The following is a 19274-nucleotide window of genomic DNA, read 5'->3' on the forward strand; positions in this document are numbered from 1 at the left end:
AAAATAATAATGACATCTGTTAATATTATTGGCGCTGGTTTAGCAGGGTCTGAAGCAGCATTTCAACTTGCAGAACGCGGAATCAAAGTGAATTTATATGAAATGCGTCCTGTAAAACAAACACCAGCGCATCATACAGACAAATTTGCTGAATTGGTATGTTCTAATTCGTTACGTGGTAATGCATTAACGAATGCGGTCGGTGTATTAAAGGAAGAAATGAGACAATTAAACTCATTAATTATTGAAGCGGCAGATAAAGCACGTGTGCCTGCGGGTGGCGCTTTAGCTGTTGATAGACATGACTTTGCAGGTTATATAACTGAGACATTAAAAAATCATCCCAATGTTACGGTTAAAAATGAAGAAATCACTTCTATCCCTGAAGGCCCTACAATTATTGCGACAGGACCATTGACAACTGAACCTTTGGCAAAAGAAATTGTCGCATTAACTGGTGAAGATCAGTTATACTTTTATGATGCTGCAGCACCGATTATTGAAAAAGATTCAATTGATATGGATAAAGTGTATCTTAAATCACGTTATGATAAAGGCGAAGCAGCTTACTTGAATTGTCCGATGACGGAAGAGGAGTTTAACCGCTTTTATGAGGCAGCACTTGAAGCAGAAGTAGCCCCGATGAACGATTTTGAAAAAGAAAAGTACTTTGAAGGATGTATGCCTTTTGAAGTCATGGCGGGTAGAGGTCCGAAAACGTTGTTATTTGGACCAATGAAGCCAGTTGGATTGGAAGATCCGAAAACAGGGAAACGTCCTTACGCCGTTGTTCAACTACGTCAAGATGATGCGGCAGGTACGCTTTATAATATTGTAGGTTTTCAAACGAGATTAAAATGGGGCGCTCAAAAAGAAGTGATTCGTCTTATTCCTGGATTGGAAAATGTAGATATTGTGAGATATGGCGTCATGCACCGCAATACGTTTATTAATTCACCTGAAGTTTTAAATGAAACATATGCTTTTAAAGACCGTGAGAACTTATTTTTTGCTGGACAGATGACAGGTGTTGAAGGGTACGTAGAAAGTGCTGCTAGTGGATTGGTTGCAGGCATCAATTTAGCACACCGTATGCTTAATAAAGCAGATGTCATTTTCCCTCGTGAAACGATGATAGGAAGTATGGCTTATTATATTTCACATGCAACGAACAATAAGAACTTCCAACCGATGAATGCGAACTTCGGATTAGTACCTGCTTTGGAAGAACGTATAAAAGATAAAAAAGAGCGCTATGAAACACTCGCGCAACGTGCATTAACACAACTGAATCATTTTAAAGAGACATTATAAATGGTCTAAAAAATGGCAAAATAAGTAAAATTTTGATAAATACAAAAATTCAATGTATAATCAATGCAGTTCCCCTTATCATTATGCTACAATGCTAATGATGGAGGGGTTTTTGCTTTGAAACAAATCCAAGAACAATTTTTAGATACATTAAAAAGAGAGCGTTTTTTCTCATCGCATACGTTAAAAGCTTATCACGACGATTTAGACCAATTTAATCATTTTCTTGATCGAGAACAACTAGGATTGAGAGATTTCAAATACAGTGACGCAAGAAACTATTTACAAACACTTTATGATTTAGGTTTACAACGTACAACAGTATCAAGAAAAATTTCTACATTGCGTAGTTTTTATGCTTTTTGGATGACACAAGAGCAAGATGTAGTGAATCCATTTGTCCAATTAGTTCATCCCAAAAAAGAGCGTTATTTACCTACGTTTTTTTATACAGAAGAAATGGAAGCGTTATTTCAAACGGTAAGTAAGGGGAACCAAAAAGATCTCAGAGACCGAGTAATTCTTGAGTTGCTTTATGCGACAGGAATTCGGGTTTCGGAATTGGTGTCTTTAAAAGTTTCAGATGTTGATTTAGAAATGTGTTGGGTAAAAGTATTGGGTAAAGGTGGAAAAGAACGAATTGTACCTTTCGGCGAATTTTGTCGACAGAGTCTTGAAGTATATTTAGAACAGTTTAAGCCTATTCAAAATGTACAGCACGACTATTTGATTACAAACTTAAAAGGTCAACCGATTACCGAAAGAGGTGTGCGCTATGTTTTAAATGATATCGTCAAACGGACAGCTGGTGTGACTGCGATTCATCCGCATAAGTTGAGACATACATTTGCAACACATATGTTAAATGAAGGTGCAGACCTTAGAACTGTTCAAAGCTTACTTGGACATGTTAATTTATCTACGACAGGCCGATATACACATGTAACAAATCGACAGTTGAGAAATGTTTATTTAAAGGCACATCCACGTGCGAGAAAAGGAGAGTAATTTAACATGAGTTCATCAATTCATGCGACAACGATATACGCAGTAAGACATAATGGTGAAGCAGCGATGGCCGGAGATGGTCAAGTCACTTTAGGTGAACAAGTCATTATGAAACAAACTGCTAAAAAAGTTCGTAAATTGTATAATAACCGCGTCGTTGCTGGTTTTGCTGGCAGTGTTTCAGACGCATTCACATTGTTTGAAAAGTTTGAAGGAAAATTACAACAATATAGTGGTAATTTGGAAAGAGCTGCTGTAGAACTCGCAAAAGAGTGGCGAGGCGATAAACAACTCCGCCAACTTGAAGCGATGTTAATTGTCATGAACAAAGATAATATTTTAGTCGTTAGTGGTACAGGTGAAGTGATTGCACCGGATGATGATTTAATTGCAATTGGTTCGGGTGGTAATTTTGCCTTGAGCGCCGGACGCGCACTAAAAAGACACGCACCACATATGAGTGCACAAGAAATGGCCTATGAAAGCCTTAAAGTGGCTTCTGAAATTTGCGTGTTCACTAATGATCACATCACTGTAGAAGAATTATAATGGAGGGTTTAAAGCATGGAGAACAATGCGATTAAATATACACCTAAAGACATCGTAGATAAACTCAATGAATATATCGTTGGGCAAGATGAAGCGAAGAAAAAGGTAGCCATTGCCCTTAGAAATCGTTACCGTCGTAGTTTGCTTGAGGATGAAGTTAAACAAGAAATTGCCCCTAAAAATATATTAATGATGGGACCAACAGGTGTGGGTAAAACTGAAATTGCCCGTCGTATGGCTAAAATAGTTGGTGCACCATTTTTAAAAGTTGAAGCGACAAAGTTTACTGAAGTAGGTTATGTCGGTAGAGATGTTGAGAGTATGGTGCGTGACTTAGTCGATGTTTCGGTAAGATTAGTTAAAGATGAGAAAAAAGCAAATGTGGTTGAAGCAGCAACGGCAAAAGCTAACGAAAAACTCGTTAAACTCCTTGTTCCTAGTCTTAAGAAAAAAGCTAACAAAAATACTAATAATCCTTTAGAATCTTTATTTGGTGGTGCAATTCCAAACTTTGGTCAGCAAAATGAAGAAGAGGAAGAAGAGCCGCCAACAGAAGAAATCAAAACAAAACGTTCTGAAATTAAATTGCAACTCCTTAACGGAAAGCTAGAGGAAGAAAAAGTGCGTGTTAAAGTAGAGCAAGATCCGGGTGCTTTAGGCATGTTAGGTACACAGCAAAACGAACAAATGCAAGAAATGATGAGCCAATTAATGCCTAAGAAAAAAGTTGAAAAAGAAGTACCTGTTAAAACAGCACGTAAAATTCTTGTTGATCAATTTGCTGACGAAATGATTGATCACGAGACTGCAAACCAAGAAGCGCTTGAACTTGCTGAGCAAATGGGAATTATCTTTATAGATGAAATTGATAAAGTTGCTACGACAAGCCAAAACAGTGGCCAAGATGTTTCTCGACAAGGTGTGCAACGTGATATTTTACCTATCCTTGAGGGTAGCGTTGTAAGAACAAAATATGGTACTGTGAGTACGGAACATATGCTCTTTATCGGCGCGGGTGCGTTTCATGTTTCTAAACCAAGCGATTTGATTCCAGAACTTCAAGGTCGATTCCCAATTCGTGTAGAATTAAAAGATCTCACTGTAGATGATTTTGTAAGAATTTTAAAAGAACCAAAATTATCTCTGATTAAACAGTATGAGTTGCTATTGCAAACGGAAGAAGTCACAGTAAATTTCACAGACGAAGCGATTTACAGACTTGCAGAGATGGCATATCATGTCAATCAAGAAACGGATAATATCGGTGCCCGCAGACTGCATACAATCTTAGAAAAAATGTTAGAAGACTTGTCATTCGAAGCGCCGCATATGCCACACGCTCAAGTGGATATTACGCCACAATATGTAGACGATAAATTAAAAACAATTTCAACGAACAAAGATTTAAGCGAATTTATTTTATAAGAAAAAAAGGAGAAATGACATGAGCTTATTATCGAAAACGAGAGAATTAAGTAGTTTGTTACAAAAACATAAAGGTATCTCTGTCGACTTCAAAGATGTTGCCCAAACGGTGAGTAAAGTTACAGTTACAAATGTATTCATCGTTTCTCGTCGCGGTAAAATTTTGGGATCTTGCTTGAATGAATTACTTAAAAATGAACGTATTATTCAAATGCTAGAGGACCGTCATATTCCAGAGGCTTACACGGATAAATTAATGCACGTATATGAAACGTCATCAAATATTACAATTGATAGTGATTTATCAGTATTCCCACCAGAAAATGAAGATTTATTCAAAGACTCAAGAACAACAATTTTCCCAATTATTGGTGGAGGCGAACGCTTAGCAACACTTGTTCTAGGCCGTGTTGCCGATGACTTCAACGAAAATGATCTTGTGCTTGGTGAATATGCTGCAACAGTAATCGGTATGGAAATATTACGTGAAAAACATTCAGAGATTGAATCTGTAGCTCGTGATAAAGCAGCAATCTCAATGGCGATCAACTCTTTATCTTACTCAGAAAAAGAAGCGATTGACCATATATTTGAAGAACTTGGTGGTAAAGAAGGTCTCTTAATTGCCTCAAAAGTTGCAGACCGCGTAGGTATCACACGTTCAGTTATCGTTAACGCTTTAAGAAAACTTGAAAGTGCCGGCGTTATTGAATCACGTTCTTTAGGTATGAAAGGGACTTTTATTAAAGTTAAGAAAGAAGCATTCTTAGACGAGTTAACGCGTGCAGAATAATTGGATTGCGTTGTTGCAAACTCGCGCATGTTATGATATATTAATTAGCGGCTATAAAAGTCAAAACACACACGCAACACCGAAGTATAAAAGGGTGCGATGAATTTCATCGTTTTTATATGAGTGTTCGTGGCGGATGTAAACCAATAGGAGGAATTTATATTATGGCAGTAATTTCTATGAAACAATTACTAGAAGCTGGTGTTCACTTCGGTCATCAAACACGCCGTTGGAACCCAAAAATGAAAAAGTACATCTTCACTGAAAGAAACGGTATCTACATTATCGACTTACAAAAAACAGTGAAAAAAGTTGAAGAAGCATACAACTTTATTAAACAAGTATCTGAAGAAGGCGGTAAAGTCTTATTCGTAGGTACTAAAAAACAAGCGCAAGAATCAGTGAAAGCTGAAGCAGAACGCGCTGGCCACTTCTATGTTAACCAAAGATGGTTAGGTGGTATTTTAACAAACTATAAAACAATCTCTAAACGTGTACAACGTATTTCTGAAATTGAAAAAATGGAAGAAGATGGAACATTTGATGTTCTTCCTAAAAAAGAAGTTGTAGAACTTAAAAAAGAATATGACCGTTTAATTAAATTCTTAGGCGGTATTCGTGATATGAAATCAATGCCACAAGCATTATTTGTCGTTGACCCACGCAAAGAGCGCAACGCGATTGCAGAAGCACGTAAATTAAACATCCCTATCGTTGGTATCGTTGATACAAACTGTGATCCGGATGAAATTGATTACGTAATCCCAGCGAATGACGACGCAATTCGTGCGGTTAAATTATTAACTGGTAAAATGGCAGACGCAATTTTAGAAGGTCAACAAGGTGTATCAAACGATGAAGTAGCTGCTGAACAAAACATCGACTTAACTGAAGATGAAAAAGCAGATAACGAATCAGCTGAAGCAGTAGAAACAACTGAAACATCTGTTGAATCTAACTAAGTCGCATCTTGAAATGGGTGTGGGATAGAAACTTATTTGTTTTCATCGACCCACTAATGGCAAAGATGACTTGGATTGAGAAAAGCTTGATTTAAAGTGTAGGATCAAACGCGTCATCTACTGCCACTTTATCATTTTGAGTATTTTCATTGGGTTGAGACGTGAATATGTCCCAGCCCCTTTTTTTAAAATAAATATTGATTGAATATTGGAGGAATCATGAATGGCAATTTCAGCTAAACTTGTTAAAGAATTACGTGAAAGAACTGGCGCAGGTATGATGGATTGTAAAAAAGCATTAGAAGCAACTGATGGTGACATTGATAAAGCCATTGACTACTTACGTGAAAAAGGTATTGCTAAAGCAGCTAAAAAAGCAGACCGTATTGCAGCAGAAGGTATTACACATGTTGAAGTTAAAGGTAACGATGCTGTTATCGTTGAAATCAACTCAGAAACAGACTTTGTTGCACGTAACGAAGGTTTCCAACAACTTGTAAAAGAAATTGCTAACCAAATTCTTGAAACAAAAGTGGATTCAGTTGAAGCTTTAAATGAAACAACATTACCAAACGGTAAAACAGTTTCTGAACATATGACTGAAGCGATTTCAACAATTGGTGAAAAATTAAGCTTACGTCGTTTCGAAATCAAATCAAAATCAGATAGTGACGCATTCGGTGCTTACTTACACATGGGCGGACGTATTGGTGTTCTTGCAGTTGTTGAAGGTTCAACTGACGAAGAAGCTGCAAAAGATGTTGCGATGCACATCGCTGCAATCAACCCTAAATACGTTTCATCTGACCAAGTAAGTGAAGAAGAAATCAACCATGAAAGAGAAGTATTAAAACAACAAGCATTAAATGAAGGTAAACCAGAAAACATCGTTGAAAAAATGGTTGAAGGTCGTTTACGCAAATATCTTCAAGAGATTTGTGCTGTTAACCAAAACTTCGTTAAAGACCCTGACCAAACAGTTGAACAATTCCTTAAATCAAAAGGTGGTCAATTAGTAGACTTCGTTCGTTACGAAGTGGGTGAAGGTTTAGAAAAACGTGAAGAAAACTTTGCTGATGAAGTAAAAGGACAAATGAAATAATCGACACGGTTTTGTATAAGAAAGAAGACACCTTTCGTGTCCTCCTCTGCAGGACTTCAATGCAAGATTGAAGCCGTGTAGAAGGGTGATGCTTATTGTGTCTTCTTTACTTGTATTGTTTTACATATTACGAATAGAGAGGTTAAAATAATGACTGAAACTTCAAAATATAAGCGAGTAGTTTTGAAACTGAGTGGAGAAGCATTAGCAGGGGACAAAGGATTTGGAATTAATCCAATGATTATTAAAAGCATTGCACAACAAGTAGCAGAAGTCGCAAAAATGGATACAGAAGTTGCTGTCATCGTGGGTGGCGGTAACATTTGGCGTGGAAAAACAGGTAGTGACTTAGGCATGGATCGAGGAACTGCTGATTATATGGGTATGCTCGCGACAGTGATGAATGCACTTGCATTACAAGATAGCTTAGAACAACTTGATTGTGATACACGTGTCCTTACATCTATAGAAATGAAGCAAGTTGCAGAACCTTATATTCGTCGTCGTGCGATTCGTCACTTAGAGAAAAAACGCGTTGTTATTTTTGCAGCGGGTATCGGTAACCCATACTTCTCAACAGATACAACAGCTGCATTACGTGCTGCTGAAGTTGAAGCAGACGTCATCTTAATGGGGAAAAATAATGTTGATGGTGTTTACTCAGCAGATCCAAAAGTAGACCCGAATGCTAAAAAATATGAACGTTTAACATACATTCAATTGTTACAGGAAGGTTTACAAGTCATGGATTCGACAGCCTCTTCATTCTGTATGGACAACAATATACCTTTAAAAGTGTTCTCTATCATGGAAGAAGGTAATATTAAACGTGCTGTCCAAGGTGAAGATATAGGGACAATTATTACAAAATAATATAGAGGTGCAAAAAAATGAAAGAAACTATTCAAGATGCTAAAAGTCGTATGAAAAAATCAATTGAGAATTTATCTCGTGAATTGGCACAAATTAATGCAGGACGCGCAAACTCTAACTTATTAGCTGGTGTTGAAGCGGACTACTATGGTGCACCAACACCTGTCCAACAATTAGCAAGTATTAACGTACCTGAAGCACGTCTTCTTGTCGTTTCACCATACGATAAAACATCTATTGGTGATATTGAAAAAGCGATTATTGCTGCAAACTTAGGTGTTAATCCTACGAGTGACGGAGAAGTGATTCGTATTATGGTGCCAGCACTCACTGAAGAACGTCGTAAAGAACTTGTTAAAGACGTCAAGAAAACAGGTGAAAACGCAAAAGTATCTGTTCGTAATATTCGACGTGATGCAAATGATCATCTAAAAAGACAACAAAAAGATGGCGAAATTTCTGAAGATGAATTACGAAATGGTTCTGATGAAGTTCAAAAAATCACTGATTCATCAATTAAAGATATCGATCAGTTAGTTGCTGATAAAGAAAAAGATATTATGTCAGTTTAAGTTTTAGACTTACCGACGAGTAGACAAGAATCAATCAAAATGAATAGGGTGAAATTGACGCTTCTCCTCAATTAAAAGAAGCCTAATATAGATAAAATAAAATCAATGTTATATGTATTATTTCTTATCATATCGTGATACGTCACCCTCATTTCATAGTAAAATTGTAGAAATGGTTTGCCTTCTCACTGAGCTGTACCGAATACGACTTTGGTACAGTTTTTTTCTTTGTTTATTCAATGCGCTGATTGAGTGTGATAAAATGGTAGATAATTGTACGCTAAAGAGATTATAATATTTTAAGAGACGGAATAGGCTCGGAGGAACGCGCATGTTTAAGAAATTTAAGAAGAAAATCGACAGTCAAAAACATGTCGATCAAATCGATTTACATAATATACCTGAACATATAGCGATTATTATGGATGGCAATGGTCGTTGGGCAAAACAACGAAAAATGCCACGAATTAAAGGTCACTATCAGGGAATGCAGACGATTAAAACCATTACGCGAGCAGCTAGCGATTTGAATGTTAAATATTTAACACTTTATGCATTTTCAACTGAGAATTGGTCACGTCCTGATGAAGAGGTTAACTATATCATGGGATTACCTGTTAACTTTTTAAATACATTTTTACCCGAATTGATTGAAAAAAACGTACGTGTTGAAACGATTGGTTTTATAAATGATTTACCTGAAAAAACAATTCAAGCCATAGATGAGGCTAAAAATAAAACAGCTGACAACACTGGATTGACATTAATATTTGCAATCAATTATGGGGGACGAGCTGAAATTATCAATGGTATTCAGAATATGATGAAAGAGATGCGACACGCTTCAGATGATGATATTGATACACTTACTGAGCAGCATTTCCAAAAATATTTAATGACACACGATTACCCAGATCCAGAATTATTAATACGGACTTCAGGCGAACAACGTATAAGCAACTTTTTGATTTGGCAATTATCTTATAGTGAGTTTATATTTAATTCTAAATTGTGGCCTGACTTTGATGAGGCAGAATTAAGAGCATGTATAAAAACATATCAATCACGCCAAAGACGATTTGGAGGATTGTAGATAGGAGTAGTGGGATGAAAGTAAGAACAATCACAACGATTGTCGCATTAATCGTTTTCTTACCTATTTTACTGATTGGCGGATCAGTATGGATGTATTTTACATTCTTATTAGCTTTAATTGCTTTAAAAGAACTTTTAAACATGAATCGGATTCAATTGCTGTCAATACCAGGTATTATCAGTGCCTTGGCTTTAATTATTATTATGATTCCACAAGATTTTGGTGCATGGGTGCCCGTGTTACAACAGAAATCGTTGATAGCGATGAGCTTTGTTATTTTAAGTTATACGGTTATGTCCAAAAACCGCTTCAGTTTCATGGATTCCGCATTTTGTTTAATGTCTGTTGCTTACGTGGGGATTGGATTCATGTACTTCTATGAAACGAGAGAAGCCGGCTTACAATATATCCTATTTGGTTTGTTGATCGTTTGGTTAACAGATACAGGGGCGTATATTTTTGGCCGACTTTTTGGAAAACATAAACTATGGCCGATTATTAGTCCGAATAAAACGGTTGAAGGCTTCATCGGCGGATTGATTTGTAGCCTCCTCGTACCCCTTACATTTATGTTTTTTGTGTCATTTGAGTATCACATCAGTTTAATTCTATTATTAACTGTTGTGCTCAGTGTCTTCGGACAGTTAGGTGACTTAGTAGAATCAGGATTTAAACGCCATTTCGGTGTGAAAGATTCTGGACGTCTCCTACCTGGACATGGTGGTATTTTAGACCGTTTTGATAGTTTCATGTTTGTTTTACCTTTAATGAATATTTTCTTAATTCAAATGTAAAGTGAAATGAGGAACATTAATGAAAAATATAGCAATATTAGGCGCGTCAGGTTCAATAGGTCAGCAAGCGATTGATGTGATTGCGCGTCATCCAGAATCATTTAACTTGATTAGTTTTACAGTTGGGAAAAATATTGAATTTGCAATTGAAGTGATTGAAAAGTTTAAACCAGAAATTGTTGCTGTTCAAGATGAAGCGGATGTTGAACGCTTAAAACCTTATCATTCTCATATAGTGAGTGGGCGTCAAGGATTAATCGATGTTTCAACATATGAGAAAAACGATTTAGTTTTAAATGCGCTACTGGGAAGTGTCGGGTTAGAGCCTACAATGAAAGCGATTGAAGCAGGGAAAAATATAGCACTTGCGAATAAAGAGACTTTAGTTGTGGCCGGAAAACTTGTCATGGCACATGCAAAGCGTTATGGTGTTGATATCCTTCCTGTAGATTCAGAGCATGCTGCAATTTTCCAATGTTTAAATGGCGAAGATATGCATCAAATTAAAAATGTTACAATTACTGCGAGTGGTGGTTCTTTCCGAGAGTTAACACGTGAACAACTAGAACATGTTACTGTCGAAGATGCATTGAACCACCCCAATTGGTCAATGGGGAATAAAATAACGATTGACTCTGCAACGATGATGAACAAAGGCTTTGAAGTGATTGAAGCAAAATGGTTGTTTGATTTGGAAATAGACCAAATTAAAACAATCTTGCATAAAGAGAGCATTATTCATTCAATGGTCGAATTCGTTGATACGAGTGTGATGGCACAACTTGGTACCCCTGACATGCGTATGCCGATTCAATATGCATTTACTTATCCAGAGAGAATTGAACATCGAGCGCCATCATTAGATTTAGCGCAAGTGTCGCAATTGCACTTCCAAGAAATGGATCTGGATCGATATCGATGTTTGAAGTTTGCTTATGATGCATTGCGTATCGGTGGATCCATGCCAGTTGTACTTAATGCTGTTAATGAAGTGGCAGTGGCTAAGTTTTTAAACCATGAGATCACATTTCTTGAAATTGAGCATATGATTGAGCGTGAAATGGCAGCACATGAAGTGATTCCGGACCCATCATTAGAAGAAATTTTAGAAATCGACCATTACTATAAAACAAAACCATATGAGGTGTAGTGCCTATGTTAATAACACTTATCGCTTTTATTATCGTATTCGGTGTGCTTGTATTCGTGCACGAGTTCGGTCACATGTTTTTTGCGAAACGGGCAGGTATCATGTGTCCAGAATTTGCAATTGGTATGGGACCTAAAATCTTCAGTTTTCGTAAAGATGAAACACTTTATACTATTCGTTTATTACCTGTAGGTGGGTATGTCCGTATGGCTGGAGATGGACTAGAAGAAGCGCCTGTACAGCCGGGGATGCATGTTAAAATTAAAGTGAACGATCAAGATGAAGTGACGCACATCATTTTAGACGATCAACACAAATTTCAAAAAATAGAAGCTATAGAAGTAAAGAAAATTGATTTACAAGAACAATTGTATATTGAAGGTGTTGCTGCAGACGATCAAGCGCGCCATCATTATCCAATTGCGAAGAAAGCTTATTTTGTACAAAATGGAAGCTTAATACAAATTGCACCGAGAGATCGACAATTTGCACACAAAAAACCGTATCAAAAGTTTTTAACTTTATTTGCGGGACCGTTATTTAATTTCATTTTAGCTTTCGTACTATTAATTGGTTTAGCCTATTATCAAGGTGCGCCAAGTACGACAATTGATCAGATTGCAAAAGATTCACCTGCAGAACAAATTGGTCTTCACAAAGGTGATACAATCAAAAAAATTGGAAACCAAGAAATTAATCGCTTTGAAGATGTGAGTAAAGCATTAAGTCAAACTAAAGGAAATGAAACGACGATCGTAGTCGAACGTAACGGTAAAACAATTGATAAAAAGTTTGAACCGAAAAAAGTAGAAATTCAAACTTCTAAAACTTCCAAACAAACGGCTTATCAACTTGGTTTTACACCAACAAAAGAAAGATCTCTATTCGAACCTTTAATTTTTGGTATTGAAGAAACGTTACGCTTTGGGAAACTCATCTTTGTTGCAGTTGTTGGCATGATTTCAAGTATTTTCACGGGAACATTTAGTTTTGATATGTTAAATGGACCAGTCGGTATCTATAAAAATGTCGACACCGTCGTTAAAACTGGGATCATTAATTTAATTACTTGGACTGCAGCATTAAGTGTGAACTTAGGTATTATGAACCTTTTACCTATTCCAGCACTTGATGGTGGACGTATTTTATTTGTATTTTATGAAGCCATCTTTAGAAAACCAGCCAATAAAAAAGCTGAGACAGTGATCATAGCAGCGGGTGCAGTGTTTGTACTTGTTGTTATGGTGCTCGTCACTTGGAATGATATACAACGTTATTTCTTATAAAACGATTAGGGAGGAACAATGAAGGATGAAGCAATCAAAAGTTTTTATTCAAACACTAAGAGAAGTACCTGCTGAAGCAGAGGCAAAAAGCCATCAACTATTATTAAAAGCAGGTTTAATTAAACAAAATGCAGCAGGCGTATATAGTTACTTGCCGATTGCGACACGCGTAATCCATAAAATTTCTGAAATTATTCGTGAAGAAATGGAGCGCATTGATGCTGTAGAAGTTGTCATGCCTATATTACAGCAATCTGAATTATGGAAAGAGTCAGGACGATGGGATGCATATGGCATGGAATTGATGCGTCTTCGTGATCGTAATCAACGTGAGTTTGCGCTTGGACCGACGCATGAAGAAGTCGTAACATCACTTGTTCGTGATGAGTTGCGTTCTTATAAACAATTGCCTTTAACATTGTTTCAAATCCAAACAAAATTCCGTGACGAGAAAAGACCGAGATTTGGCTTATTACGTGGTAGAGAATTTATTATGAAAGATGCTTATTCATTCCACACAGATGAAGCTTCTTTAATGGAAACATATCAGAACATGTTTCATGCTTATCAAACGATATTTAACCGGGTGGGCTTAAATGTCAGACCGGTTGTTGCTGATTCAGGTGCAATTGGTGGTAATCATACACACGAATTCCACGCTTTAAGTGCAATTGGTGAAGATACAATCGTTTATAGTGAACAAAGTGACTATGCAGCAAACATCGAAAAAGCAGAAGTCCCTTACTATGCGTCTAATACGACTTTAGATGCACAAAAAGACTTAGAAAAGGTAGAGATGCCGAATATGAAAACAGCGAAACAAGTTGCTGATTTCTTAGATGTGCCATTAGAAAACATCACTAAAACAATGGTCTTTAAAGTGAACGGTGAATTCGTTTTAATTTTAGTTAGAGGACATCATGAACTCAATGAAGTTAAAATTAAAGATTACTTTAAAACAGACGATGTTGTTCTCGCTTCAGAAGACGAGATACGTAATTTGCTAAATGCAACGTCTGGCTCTTTAGGTCCGATTACTGATAGAGATATCAAAGTATATGCAGATCAATTCGTTCAATCTATAAACAATTTAATTGTAGGTGCTAACGAAGATGACTATCACTATGTCAATGCCAACGTAGATCGTGATTTTAAAGTTGAAGCTTATGGCGATTTCCGTTTTATCCTGGAAGGTGAGCCTCTAGCAGATGGATCCGGTCCGGCACGTTTTGCAGAAGGTATTGAAGTGGGACAAGTCTTTGTTTTAGGCGAAAAATATTCAGAGCCAATGCATGCGACCGTTTTAAATCAACAAGGACGCGAACAAAACCTTACAATGGGTTGTTACGGTATTGGTGTATCTCGAACATTAAGTGCAATTATTGAACAACATCATGATGAGCACGGTATCATTTGGCCAAAAGCAGTATCACCTTATGACATTCATTTAATTACAGTGAATCCTAAAAAAGAAGATCAACGTGAATGTGCAGACCGTTTATATGATTTATTACAAACACAGTATGATGTGTTGTATGATGATAGAAACGAGCGTGCAGGCGTGAAATTCAATGATGCAGATTTGATTGGTTTACCGCTTCGTGTGGTAGTCGGAAAAAATGCATCTGAAGGTATTGTAGAAGTTAAAAGAAGAGACAATGGCGAAAGTGAAGAAGTCCATGTTGATGCTTTGTTAGCGCATTTAGAAAAATGTAGTGAACAAATTCAGTAAGAAGATGCCAATCATTTGTTATAATAAAAATAAGCATATTGCTTCACGATAGGTTAACCGATTGGGTTCTATTGATGATGCAACAACAATAAGAAGGCTGAGGAATCTATTGATTTCTCAGCCTTATCCCGTATGAAATATAAAATGGCTTGAAAGTCATTTTTAAATACAAATGGATGTACGGCAATTAAAATAAGGTGGTTATGAGTGTGGCATTAAAGGATCAAGAAAAGTTTAAGATTCTCTTAAAACAAATTCATATGCAAGATTATTTTGATCAAGATATTATCGAACAAGGTCTATTGACACGCATCGATGTTTCTGAAAAATCTCGTGAATGGATTTTTCATATCCAATTACCACGATTATTAAAATATGATGATTATGCTGTATTGACTCATGCAATGAAAGAGAGCTTTCAAGATATCGCAAATGTTGATTGGAAAATTACAGTTGCAACGCATCAAGGTCAAGATGAGTATTTATTAAAATATTTTGGAGATTGTATCGACCAAACGCAACTATCTCCTAAGGTCAAAGGTCAACTTAAACAGAAACGTATTGTGATGTCAGGCAATGTTGTTAAAGTACTTGTTCAAAATGATGTTGAAGGTCAGCACTTTAATAAGGTTTGCAATGGCAGCCTAGTCAAAGCAATGCAACGATGTGGTTTTGATGTTGATAAAGTGGTGTTTGAAACTGATGAGCATGGTCATGACGATGATTTAGCTTCTCTTGAAGCACACATTCAACAAGAGGATGAGCAAAGTGCGAGAGAAGCAACAGCAAAAATAGAAAAGATGAAAGAACAACGTGCAAAAGATGATAACGAAGTGTCCGTAACGCGTTGTCAAATCGGTAAACCAATTCAAGTTGAAAATGTGAGACCGATTGAAAGTATTATTGAGGAAGAGTTTAAAGTCGCTATTGAAGGTGTCATTTTTGATATTAACCTTAAAGAACTCAAAAGTGGACGCCATATTGTGGAACTTAAGGTGACGGACTATACAGACTCATTAGTACTTAAAATGTTTACGCGTAAAAATAAAGACGACTTAGAACACTTCAAAGCATTATCTGAAGGTAAATGGATAAGAGCACAAGGACGTATCGAAGAAGATATGTTTATTCGAGATCTTGTGATGATGATGTCAGATATTGAAGAGATCAAGCGTACACCAAAAGTGGATAAGGCTGAAGAAAAACGCGTCGAATTTCATCTGCATACTTCTATGAGCCAAATGGACGGTGTGACACATATCGGTGAATATGTTGCACAAGCGGCTAAATGGGGTCATGAAGCGATTGCAGTGACAGATCATAATGTTGTACAAGCATATCCAGATGCGCATGCTGCAGCAGAAAAACATGGCATAAAAATGATTTATGGTATGGAAGGGATGCTCGTTGATGATGGTGTGCCTATTGCATATAAACCGACCGATATACGATTAAGCGATGCTACATATGTCGTATTTGACGTCGAGACAACAGGTTTATCCAACCAATATGACAAAATTATAGAATTAGCTGCAGTAAAAGTGAAAAACGGCGAAATTATAGACAAGTTTGAACGTTTTAGTAATCCACACGAAAAGCTGTCTGAAACGATTAAGAATTTAACTCACATTACCGATGACATGTTACGAGATGCGCCAGAGATAAAAGAGGTGCTCACAGATTTTAAAGCATGGGTAGGAGATGCCATTTTTGTTGCACATAACGCCTCTTTTGATATGGGCTTTATAGACACAAACTATGAGCGACTTGGCTTCGGTCCTTCAACTAATGGGGTTATTGATACACTTGAACTCTCACGTACAATCAATACAAGTTATGGTAAGCACGGATTGAACTTTTTAGCTAAAAAGTATGGCGTTGAACTGACACAACATCACCGCGCAATTTATGATACCGAAGCAACTGCTTATATTTTCATTAAAATGTTAGCGCAACTTAAAGCATTAGATGTACACAACCATCAAGATATTAATAAAAAATTATCAAATGAGGATGCTTATAAGCGAGCACGCCCACAACACGTTACGCTGATTGTTCAAAACCAGACAGGCTTAAAGAACTTATTTAAAATCGTCAGCGCTTCACTTGTTAAATATTATTACCGTACACCTAGAATTCCACGTTCACTATTAGATCAATATCGTGAAGGTATTTTAGTTGGAACAGCATGTGATGAAGGTGAAGTTTTCACTGCAGTGATGCAAAAAGATCAATCTGAAGTCGAACGGATTGCCAAGTATTACGACTATATTGAGATACAACCACCTGCACTTTATCAAGATTTGCTTGATCGTGAATTAATTCGCGACAATGAAACGCTTGTAGAAATTTACGAACGAATTTTGAAAGTGGGCGAAACGAATAATATTCCAGTCATCGCAACAGGTAATGTACACTATTTACACGAACACGATAGTATCGCACGGAAAATTTTAATTGCTTCTCAACCTGGTAATCCATTGAACCGATCTACTTTACCTGAAGCACATTTCAGAACAACTGATGAGATGCTTAATGATTTTCACTTTTTAGGTGAATCTCGGGCTTATCAAGTCGTAGTCGAGAATACAAGAGCTTTAGCAGAGCGCGTTGAAAAAGTTGTACCCATTAAAGATAAACTTTATACACCTAATATGGATGGTGCCAATGAAGAAATCCGTGAAATGAGTTATAATAACGCCAAAAAACTATACGGTGAAGATTTACCGCAAATCGTTATTGATCGATTAGAAAAAGAGTTAGAAAGTATTATTGGAAACGGATTCGCCGTTATCTATTTGATTTCACAAAGACTCGTGAAAAAGTCGCTCGAAGATGGTTATTTAGTTGGTTCGCGTGGATCAGTGGGTTCAAGCTTTGTTGCGACAATGACTGAAATTACAGAAGTAAATCCATTGCCACCACATTATATTTGTCCTAAGTGTAAAAAAAGTGAATTTTTTAATGATGGTTCAGTCGGTTCTGGATTTGATTTACCTGACAAAACTTGTGAATGTGGGACGCAAATGATTAAAGAAGGCCAAGACATCCCATTTGAAACATTTCTAGGGTTCAAAGGGGATAAAGTCCCCGATATTGACTTGAACTTTAGTGGCGAATATCAGCCACAAGCACATAATTACACTAAAGTATTGTTTGGAGAGGATTACGTTTATCGTGCAGGGACAATTGGTACGGTTGCTGAAAAAACAGCATTCGGTTTTGTGAAAGGTTATTTAAATGACCAAGGTATCCATAAACGAGGCGCAGAAGTTGATCGTTTAGTTAAAGGTTGTACCGGTGTTAAACGGACAACAGGTCAACATCCAGGTGGTATTATCGTTGTACCGGATTATATGGATATCTATGACTTTACACCGATTCAATATCCTGCAGATGATCAAAATTCGCCTTGGATGACGACCCATTTCGACTTCCACTCAATACACGATAACGTATTGAAACTCGATATTCTAGGACACGATGATCCGACAATGATTCGAATGTTACAAGATTTATCAGGTATTGATCCTAAAACAATACCTGTAGATGATAAAGAAACGATGGGCATCTTTAGTTCTCCTGAGCCATTAGGTGTGACTGAAGAAGAAATATTAGCGAAAACAGGAACGTTTGGTGTCCCTGAGTTTGGGACAGGCTTTGTAAGACAAATGTTAGAAGATACGAAGCCAACTACTTTTTCAGAGCTCGTCCAAATCTCAGGTTTATCACATGGAACGGATGTATGGTTAGGAAATGCGCAAGAACTTGTTCGAAGTGGAACTTGTACACTTTCGAGCTGTATTGGTTGTCGTGACGACATCATGGTTTATTTAATGTATGCAGGTCTTGAACCTTCACTTGCATTTAAAATTATGGAAGCGGTACGTAAAGGTAAAGGGTTAACAGAAGAATTTGAACAAGTCATGAAAGAGAATAACGTGCCTGATTGGTACCTCGATTCTTGTAAAAAAATAAAATACATGTTCCCGAAAGCCCACGCAGCAGCGTACGTTCTTATGGCCGTGAGAATTGCTTATTTTAAAGTGCATCATCCTCTATACTATTATGCAAGTTATTTTACAGTAAGAGCATCCGATTTTGATTTATTGACAATGGTGAAAGACAAAGAAAGTATTCGAAATACAGTGAAAGACATGTATTCACGTTATATGGATCTTGGTAAAAAAGAAAAAGACATTTTAACCGTGCTTGAAATTATGAATGAAATGGCACATCGAGGTTATCGTATGCAACCAGTCAATCTTGAGAAAAGTCAGGCTTATGAATTTACAATCGAAGGGGATACATTAATTCCGCCTTTCGTTGCTGTTCCTGGACTTGGTGAAAACGTTGCAAAACGGATCGTAGAAGCAAGAGAAGATGGGCCGTTTCTTTCAAAAGAGGATTTAAATAAAAAAGCGGGCGTTTCTCAAAAAATTATTGAGTACCTCGATGATTTAGGAACTTTACATGATATGCCAGACAAAGCACAACTCTCTATTTTTGATATGTAACATTCATTTGTCGCCTTATCAAAACTGTGATATAATAAGCATGCTTATAAAATTAGACTCAAGTAGAAAGAGTGGGTATCACCCGCTCTTTTCTATTTGTT

At 36.9% G+C, this 19274-nt stretch carries 15 protein-coding genes; all 15 read left to right on the plus strand.

Going from position 1 to position 19274, the window contains the following annotated elements:
• Positions 1 to 9 precede the first annotated feature (9 nt).
• The 15 genes from trmFO to HMPREF1208_RS03240 all read left to right on the plus strand — a co-directional run bounded on the left by trmFO (position 10) and on the right by HMPREF1208_RS03240 (position 19173).
• Positions 10 to 1314, plus strand: a complete 1305-nt coding sequence (gene trmFO / locus HMPREF1208_RS03170; protein WP_016424905.1) for an FADH(2)-oxidizing methylenetetrahydrofolate--tRNA-(uracil(54)-C(5))-methyltransferase TrmFO — start codon at positions 10 to 12, stop codon at positions 1312 to 1314.
• 117 nt (positions 1315 to 1431) lie between these two features.
• Positions 1432 to 2322, plus strand: coding sequence for a tyrosine recombinase XerC (gene xerC, locus HMPREF1208_RS03175; protein WP_016424906.1), 891 nt, complete (start codon positions 1432 to 1434; stop codon positions 2320 to 2322).
• Between the two features lie 6 nt (positions 2323 to 2328).
• Positions 2329 to 2871: an ATP-dependent protease subunit HslV gene (hslV, locus tag HMPREF1208_RS03180; RefSeq protein WP_016424907.1), complete on the plus strand. Its 543-nt coding sequence runs from the start codon at positions 2329 to 2331 to the stop codon at positions 2869 to 2871.
• Between the two features lie 15 nt (positions 2872 to 2886).
• Positions 2887 to 4296, plus strand: coding sequence for an ATP-dependent protease ATPase subunit HslU (hslU, locus tag HMPREF1208_RS03185; protein WP_016424908.1), 1410 nt, complete (start codon positions 2887 to 2889; stop codon positions 4294 to 4296).
• A 19-nt stretch (positions 4297 to 4315) separates the two neighbouring features.
• Entirely contained in the window at positions 4316 to 5089 is a 774-nt protein-coding gene (gene codY, locus HMPREF1208_RS03190; protein ID WP_016424909.1) for a GTP-sensing pleiotropic transcriptional regulator CodY, read from the plus strand.
• A 164-nt stretch (positions 5090 to 5253) separates the two neighbouring features.
• Complete coding sequence (rpsB, locus tag HMPREF1208_RS03195; RefSeq protein ID WP_016424910.1) at positions 5254 to 6051, plus strand: 30S ribosomal protein S2; 798 nt, start codon at positions 5254 to 5256, stop codon at positions 6049 to 6051.
• 223 nt (positions 6052 to 6274) lie between these two features.
• Positions 6275 to 7153 carry a translation elongation factor Ts gene (gene tsf, locus HMPREF1208_RS03200; RefSeq protein ID WP_016424911.1) on the plus strand — a complete coding sequence of 293 codons (879 nt, stop codon included), beginning with the start codon at positions 6275 to 6277 and terminating at the stop codon, positions 7151 to 7153.
• Positions 7154 to 7303: 150 nt separating this feature from the next.
• Positions 7304 to 8026 (plus strand): UMP kinase, encoded by a 723-nt coding sequence (gene pyrH, locus HMPREF1208_RS03205; protein ID WP_016424912.1) that lies wholly within the window; start codon positions 7304 to 7306, stop codon positions 8024 to 8026.
• Positions 8027 to 8043: 17 nt separating this feature from the next.
• On the plus strand, positions 8044 to 8598 hold the full coding sequence (frr, locus tag HMPREF1208_RS03210) for a ribosome recycling factor (RefSeq protein ID WP_016424913.1): 555 nt from the start codon (positions 8044 to 8046) through the stop codon (positions 8596 to 8598).
• A gap of 331 nt (positions 8599 to 8929) precedes the next feature.
• Entirely contained in the window at positions 8930 to 9691 is a 762-nt protein-coding gene (locus HMPREF1208_RS03215) for an isoprenyl transferase (protein ID WP_016424914.1), read from the plus strand.
• Between the two features lie 14 nt (positions 9692 to 9705).
• Positions 9706 to 10488, plus strand: a complete 783-nt coding sequence (locus HMPREF1208_RS03220; protein ID WP_016424915.1) for a phosphatidate cytidylyltransferase — start codon at positions 9706 to 9708, stop codon at positions 10486 to 10488.
• A 19-nt stretch (positions 10489 to 10507) separates the two neighbouring features.
• Complete coding sequence (gene dxr, locus HMPREF1208_RS03225; RefSeq protein ID WP_016424916.1) at positions 10508 to 11638, plus strand: 1-deoxy-D-xylulose-5-phosphate reductoisomerase; 1131 nt, start codon at positions 10508 to 10510, stop codon at positions 11636 to 11638.
• Complete coding sequence (gene rseP / locus HMPREF1208_RS03230; protein WP_167512898.1) at positions 11638 to 12924, plus strand: RIP metalloprotease RseP; 1287 nt, start codon at positions 11638 to 11640, stop codon at positions 12922 to 12924. The genes dxr and rseP overlap by 1 nt, the downstream gene beginning before the upstream one ends.
• A gap of 25 nt (positions 12925 to 12949) precedes the next feature.
• Positions 12950 to 14656, plus strand: a complete 1707-nt coding sequence (locus HMPREF1208_RS03235; protein WP_016424918.1) for a proline--tRNA ligase — start codon at positions 12950 to 12952, stop codon at positions 14654 to 14656.
• 203 nt (positions 14657 to 14859) lie between these two features.
• Positions 14860 to 19173, plus strand: coding sequence for a PolC-type DNA polymerase III (locus tag HMPREF1208_RS03240; RefSeq protein ID WP_207554545.1), 4314 nt, complete (start codon positions 14860 to 14862; stop codon positions 19171 to 19173).
• Positions 19174 to 19274 lie beyond the last annotated feature (101 nt).

This window comes from Staphylococcus sp. HGB0015 (assembly GCF_000411275.1).
Lineage (GTDB): Bacteria > Bacillota > Bacilli > Staphylococcales > Staphylococcaceae > Staphylococcus > Staphylococcus schleiferi.

What these genes read in the sequence shown, in the direction of transcription:
- trmFO (WP_016424905.1), top strand. Translation starts at nt 10, where the DNA reads ATGACATCTGTTAATATTATTGGCGCTGGTTTAGCAGGGTCTGAAGCA.
- hslV (WP_016424907.1), top strand. Translation starts at nt 2,329, where the DNA reads ATGAGTTCATCAATTCATGCGACAACGATATACGCAGTAAGACATAAT.
- hslU (WP_016424908.1), top strand. Translation starts at nt 2,887, where the DNA reads ATGGAGAACAATGCGATTAAATATACACCTAAAGACATCGTAGATAAA.
- codY (WP_016424909.1), top strand. Translation starts at nt 4,316, where the DNA reads ATGAGCTTATTATCGAAAACGAGAGAATTAAGTAGTTTGTTACAAAAA.
- rpsB (WP_016424910.1), top strand. Translation starts at nt 5,254, where the DNA reads ATGGCAGTAATTTCTATGAAACAATTACTAGAAGCTGGTGTTCACTTC.
- tsf (WP_016424911.1), top strand. Translation starts at nt 6,275, where the DNA reads ATGGCAATTTCAGCTAAACTTGTTAAAGAATTACGTGAAAGAACTGGC.
- pyrH (WP_016424912.1), top strand. Translation starts at nt 7,304, where the DNA reads ATGACTGAAACTTCAAAATATAAGCGAGTAGTTTTGAAACTGAGTGGA.
- frr (WP_016424913.1), top strand. Translation starts at nt 8,044, where the DNA reads ATGAAAGAAACTATTCAAGATGCTAAAAGTCGTATGAAAAAATCAATT.
- HMPREF1208_RS03215 (WP_016424914.1), top strand. Translation starts at nt 8,930, where the DNA reads ATGTTTAAGAAATTTAAGAAGAAAATCGACAGTCAAAAACATGTCGAT.
- HMPREF1208_RS03220 (WP_016424915.1), top strand. Translation starts at nt 9,706, where the DNA reads ATGAAAGTAAGAACAATCACAACGATTGTCGCATTAATCGTTTTCTTA.
- dxr (WP_016424916.1), top strand. Translation starts at nt 10,508, where the DNA reads ATGAAAAATATAGCAATATTAGGCGCGTCAGGTTCAATAGGTCAGCAA.
- HMPREF1208_RS03235 (WP_016424918.1), top strand. Translation starts at nt 12,950, where the DNA reads ATGAAGCAATCAAAAGTTTTTATTCAAACACTAAGAGAAGTACCTGCT.
- HMPREF1208_RS03240 (WP_207554545.1), top strand. Translation starts at nt 14,860, where the DNA reads ATGAGTGTGGCATTAAAGGATCAAGAAAAGTTTAAGATTCTCTTAAAA.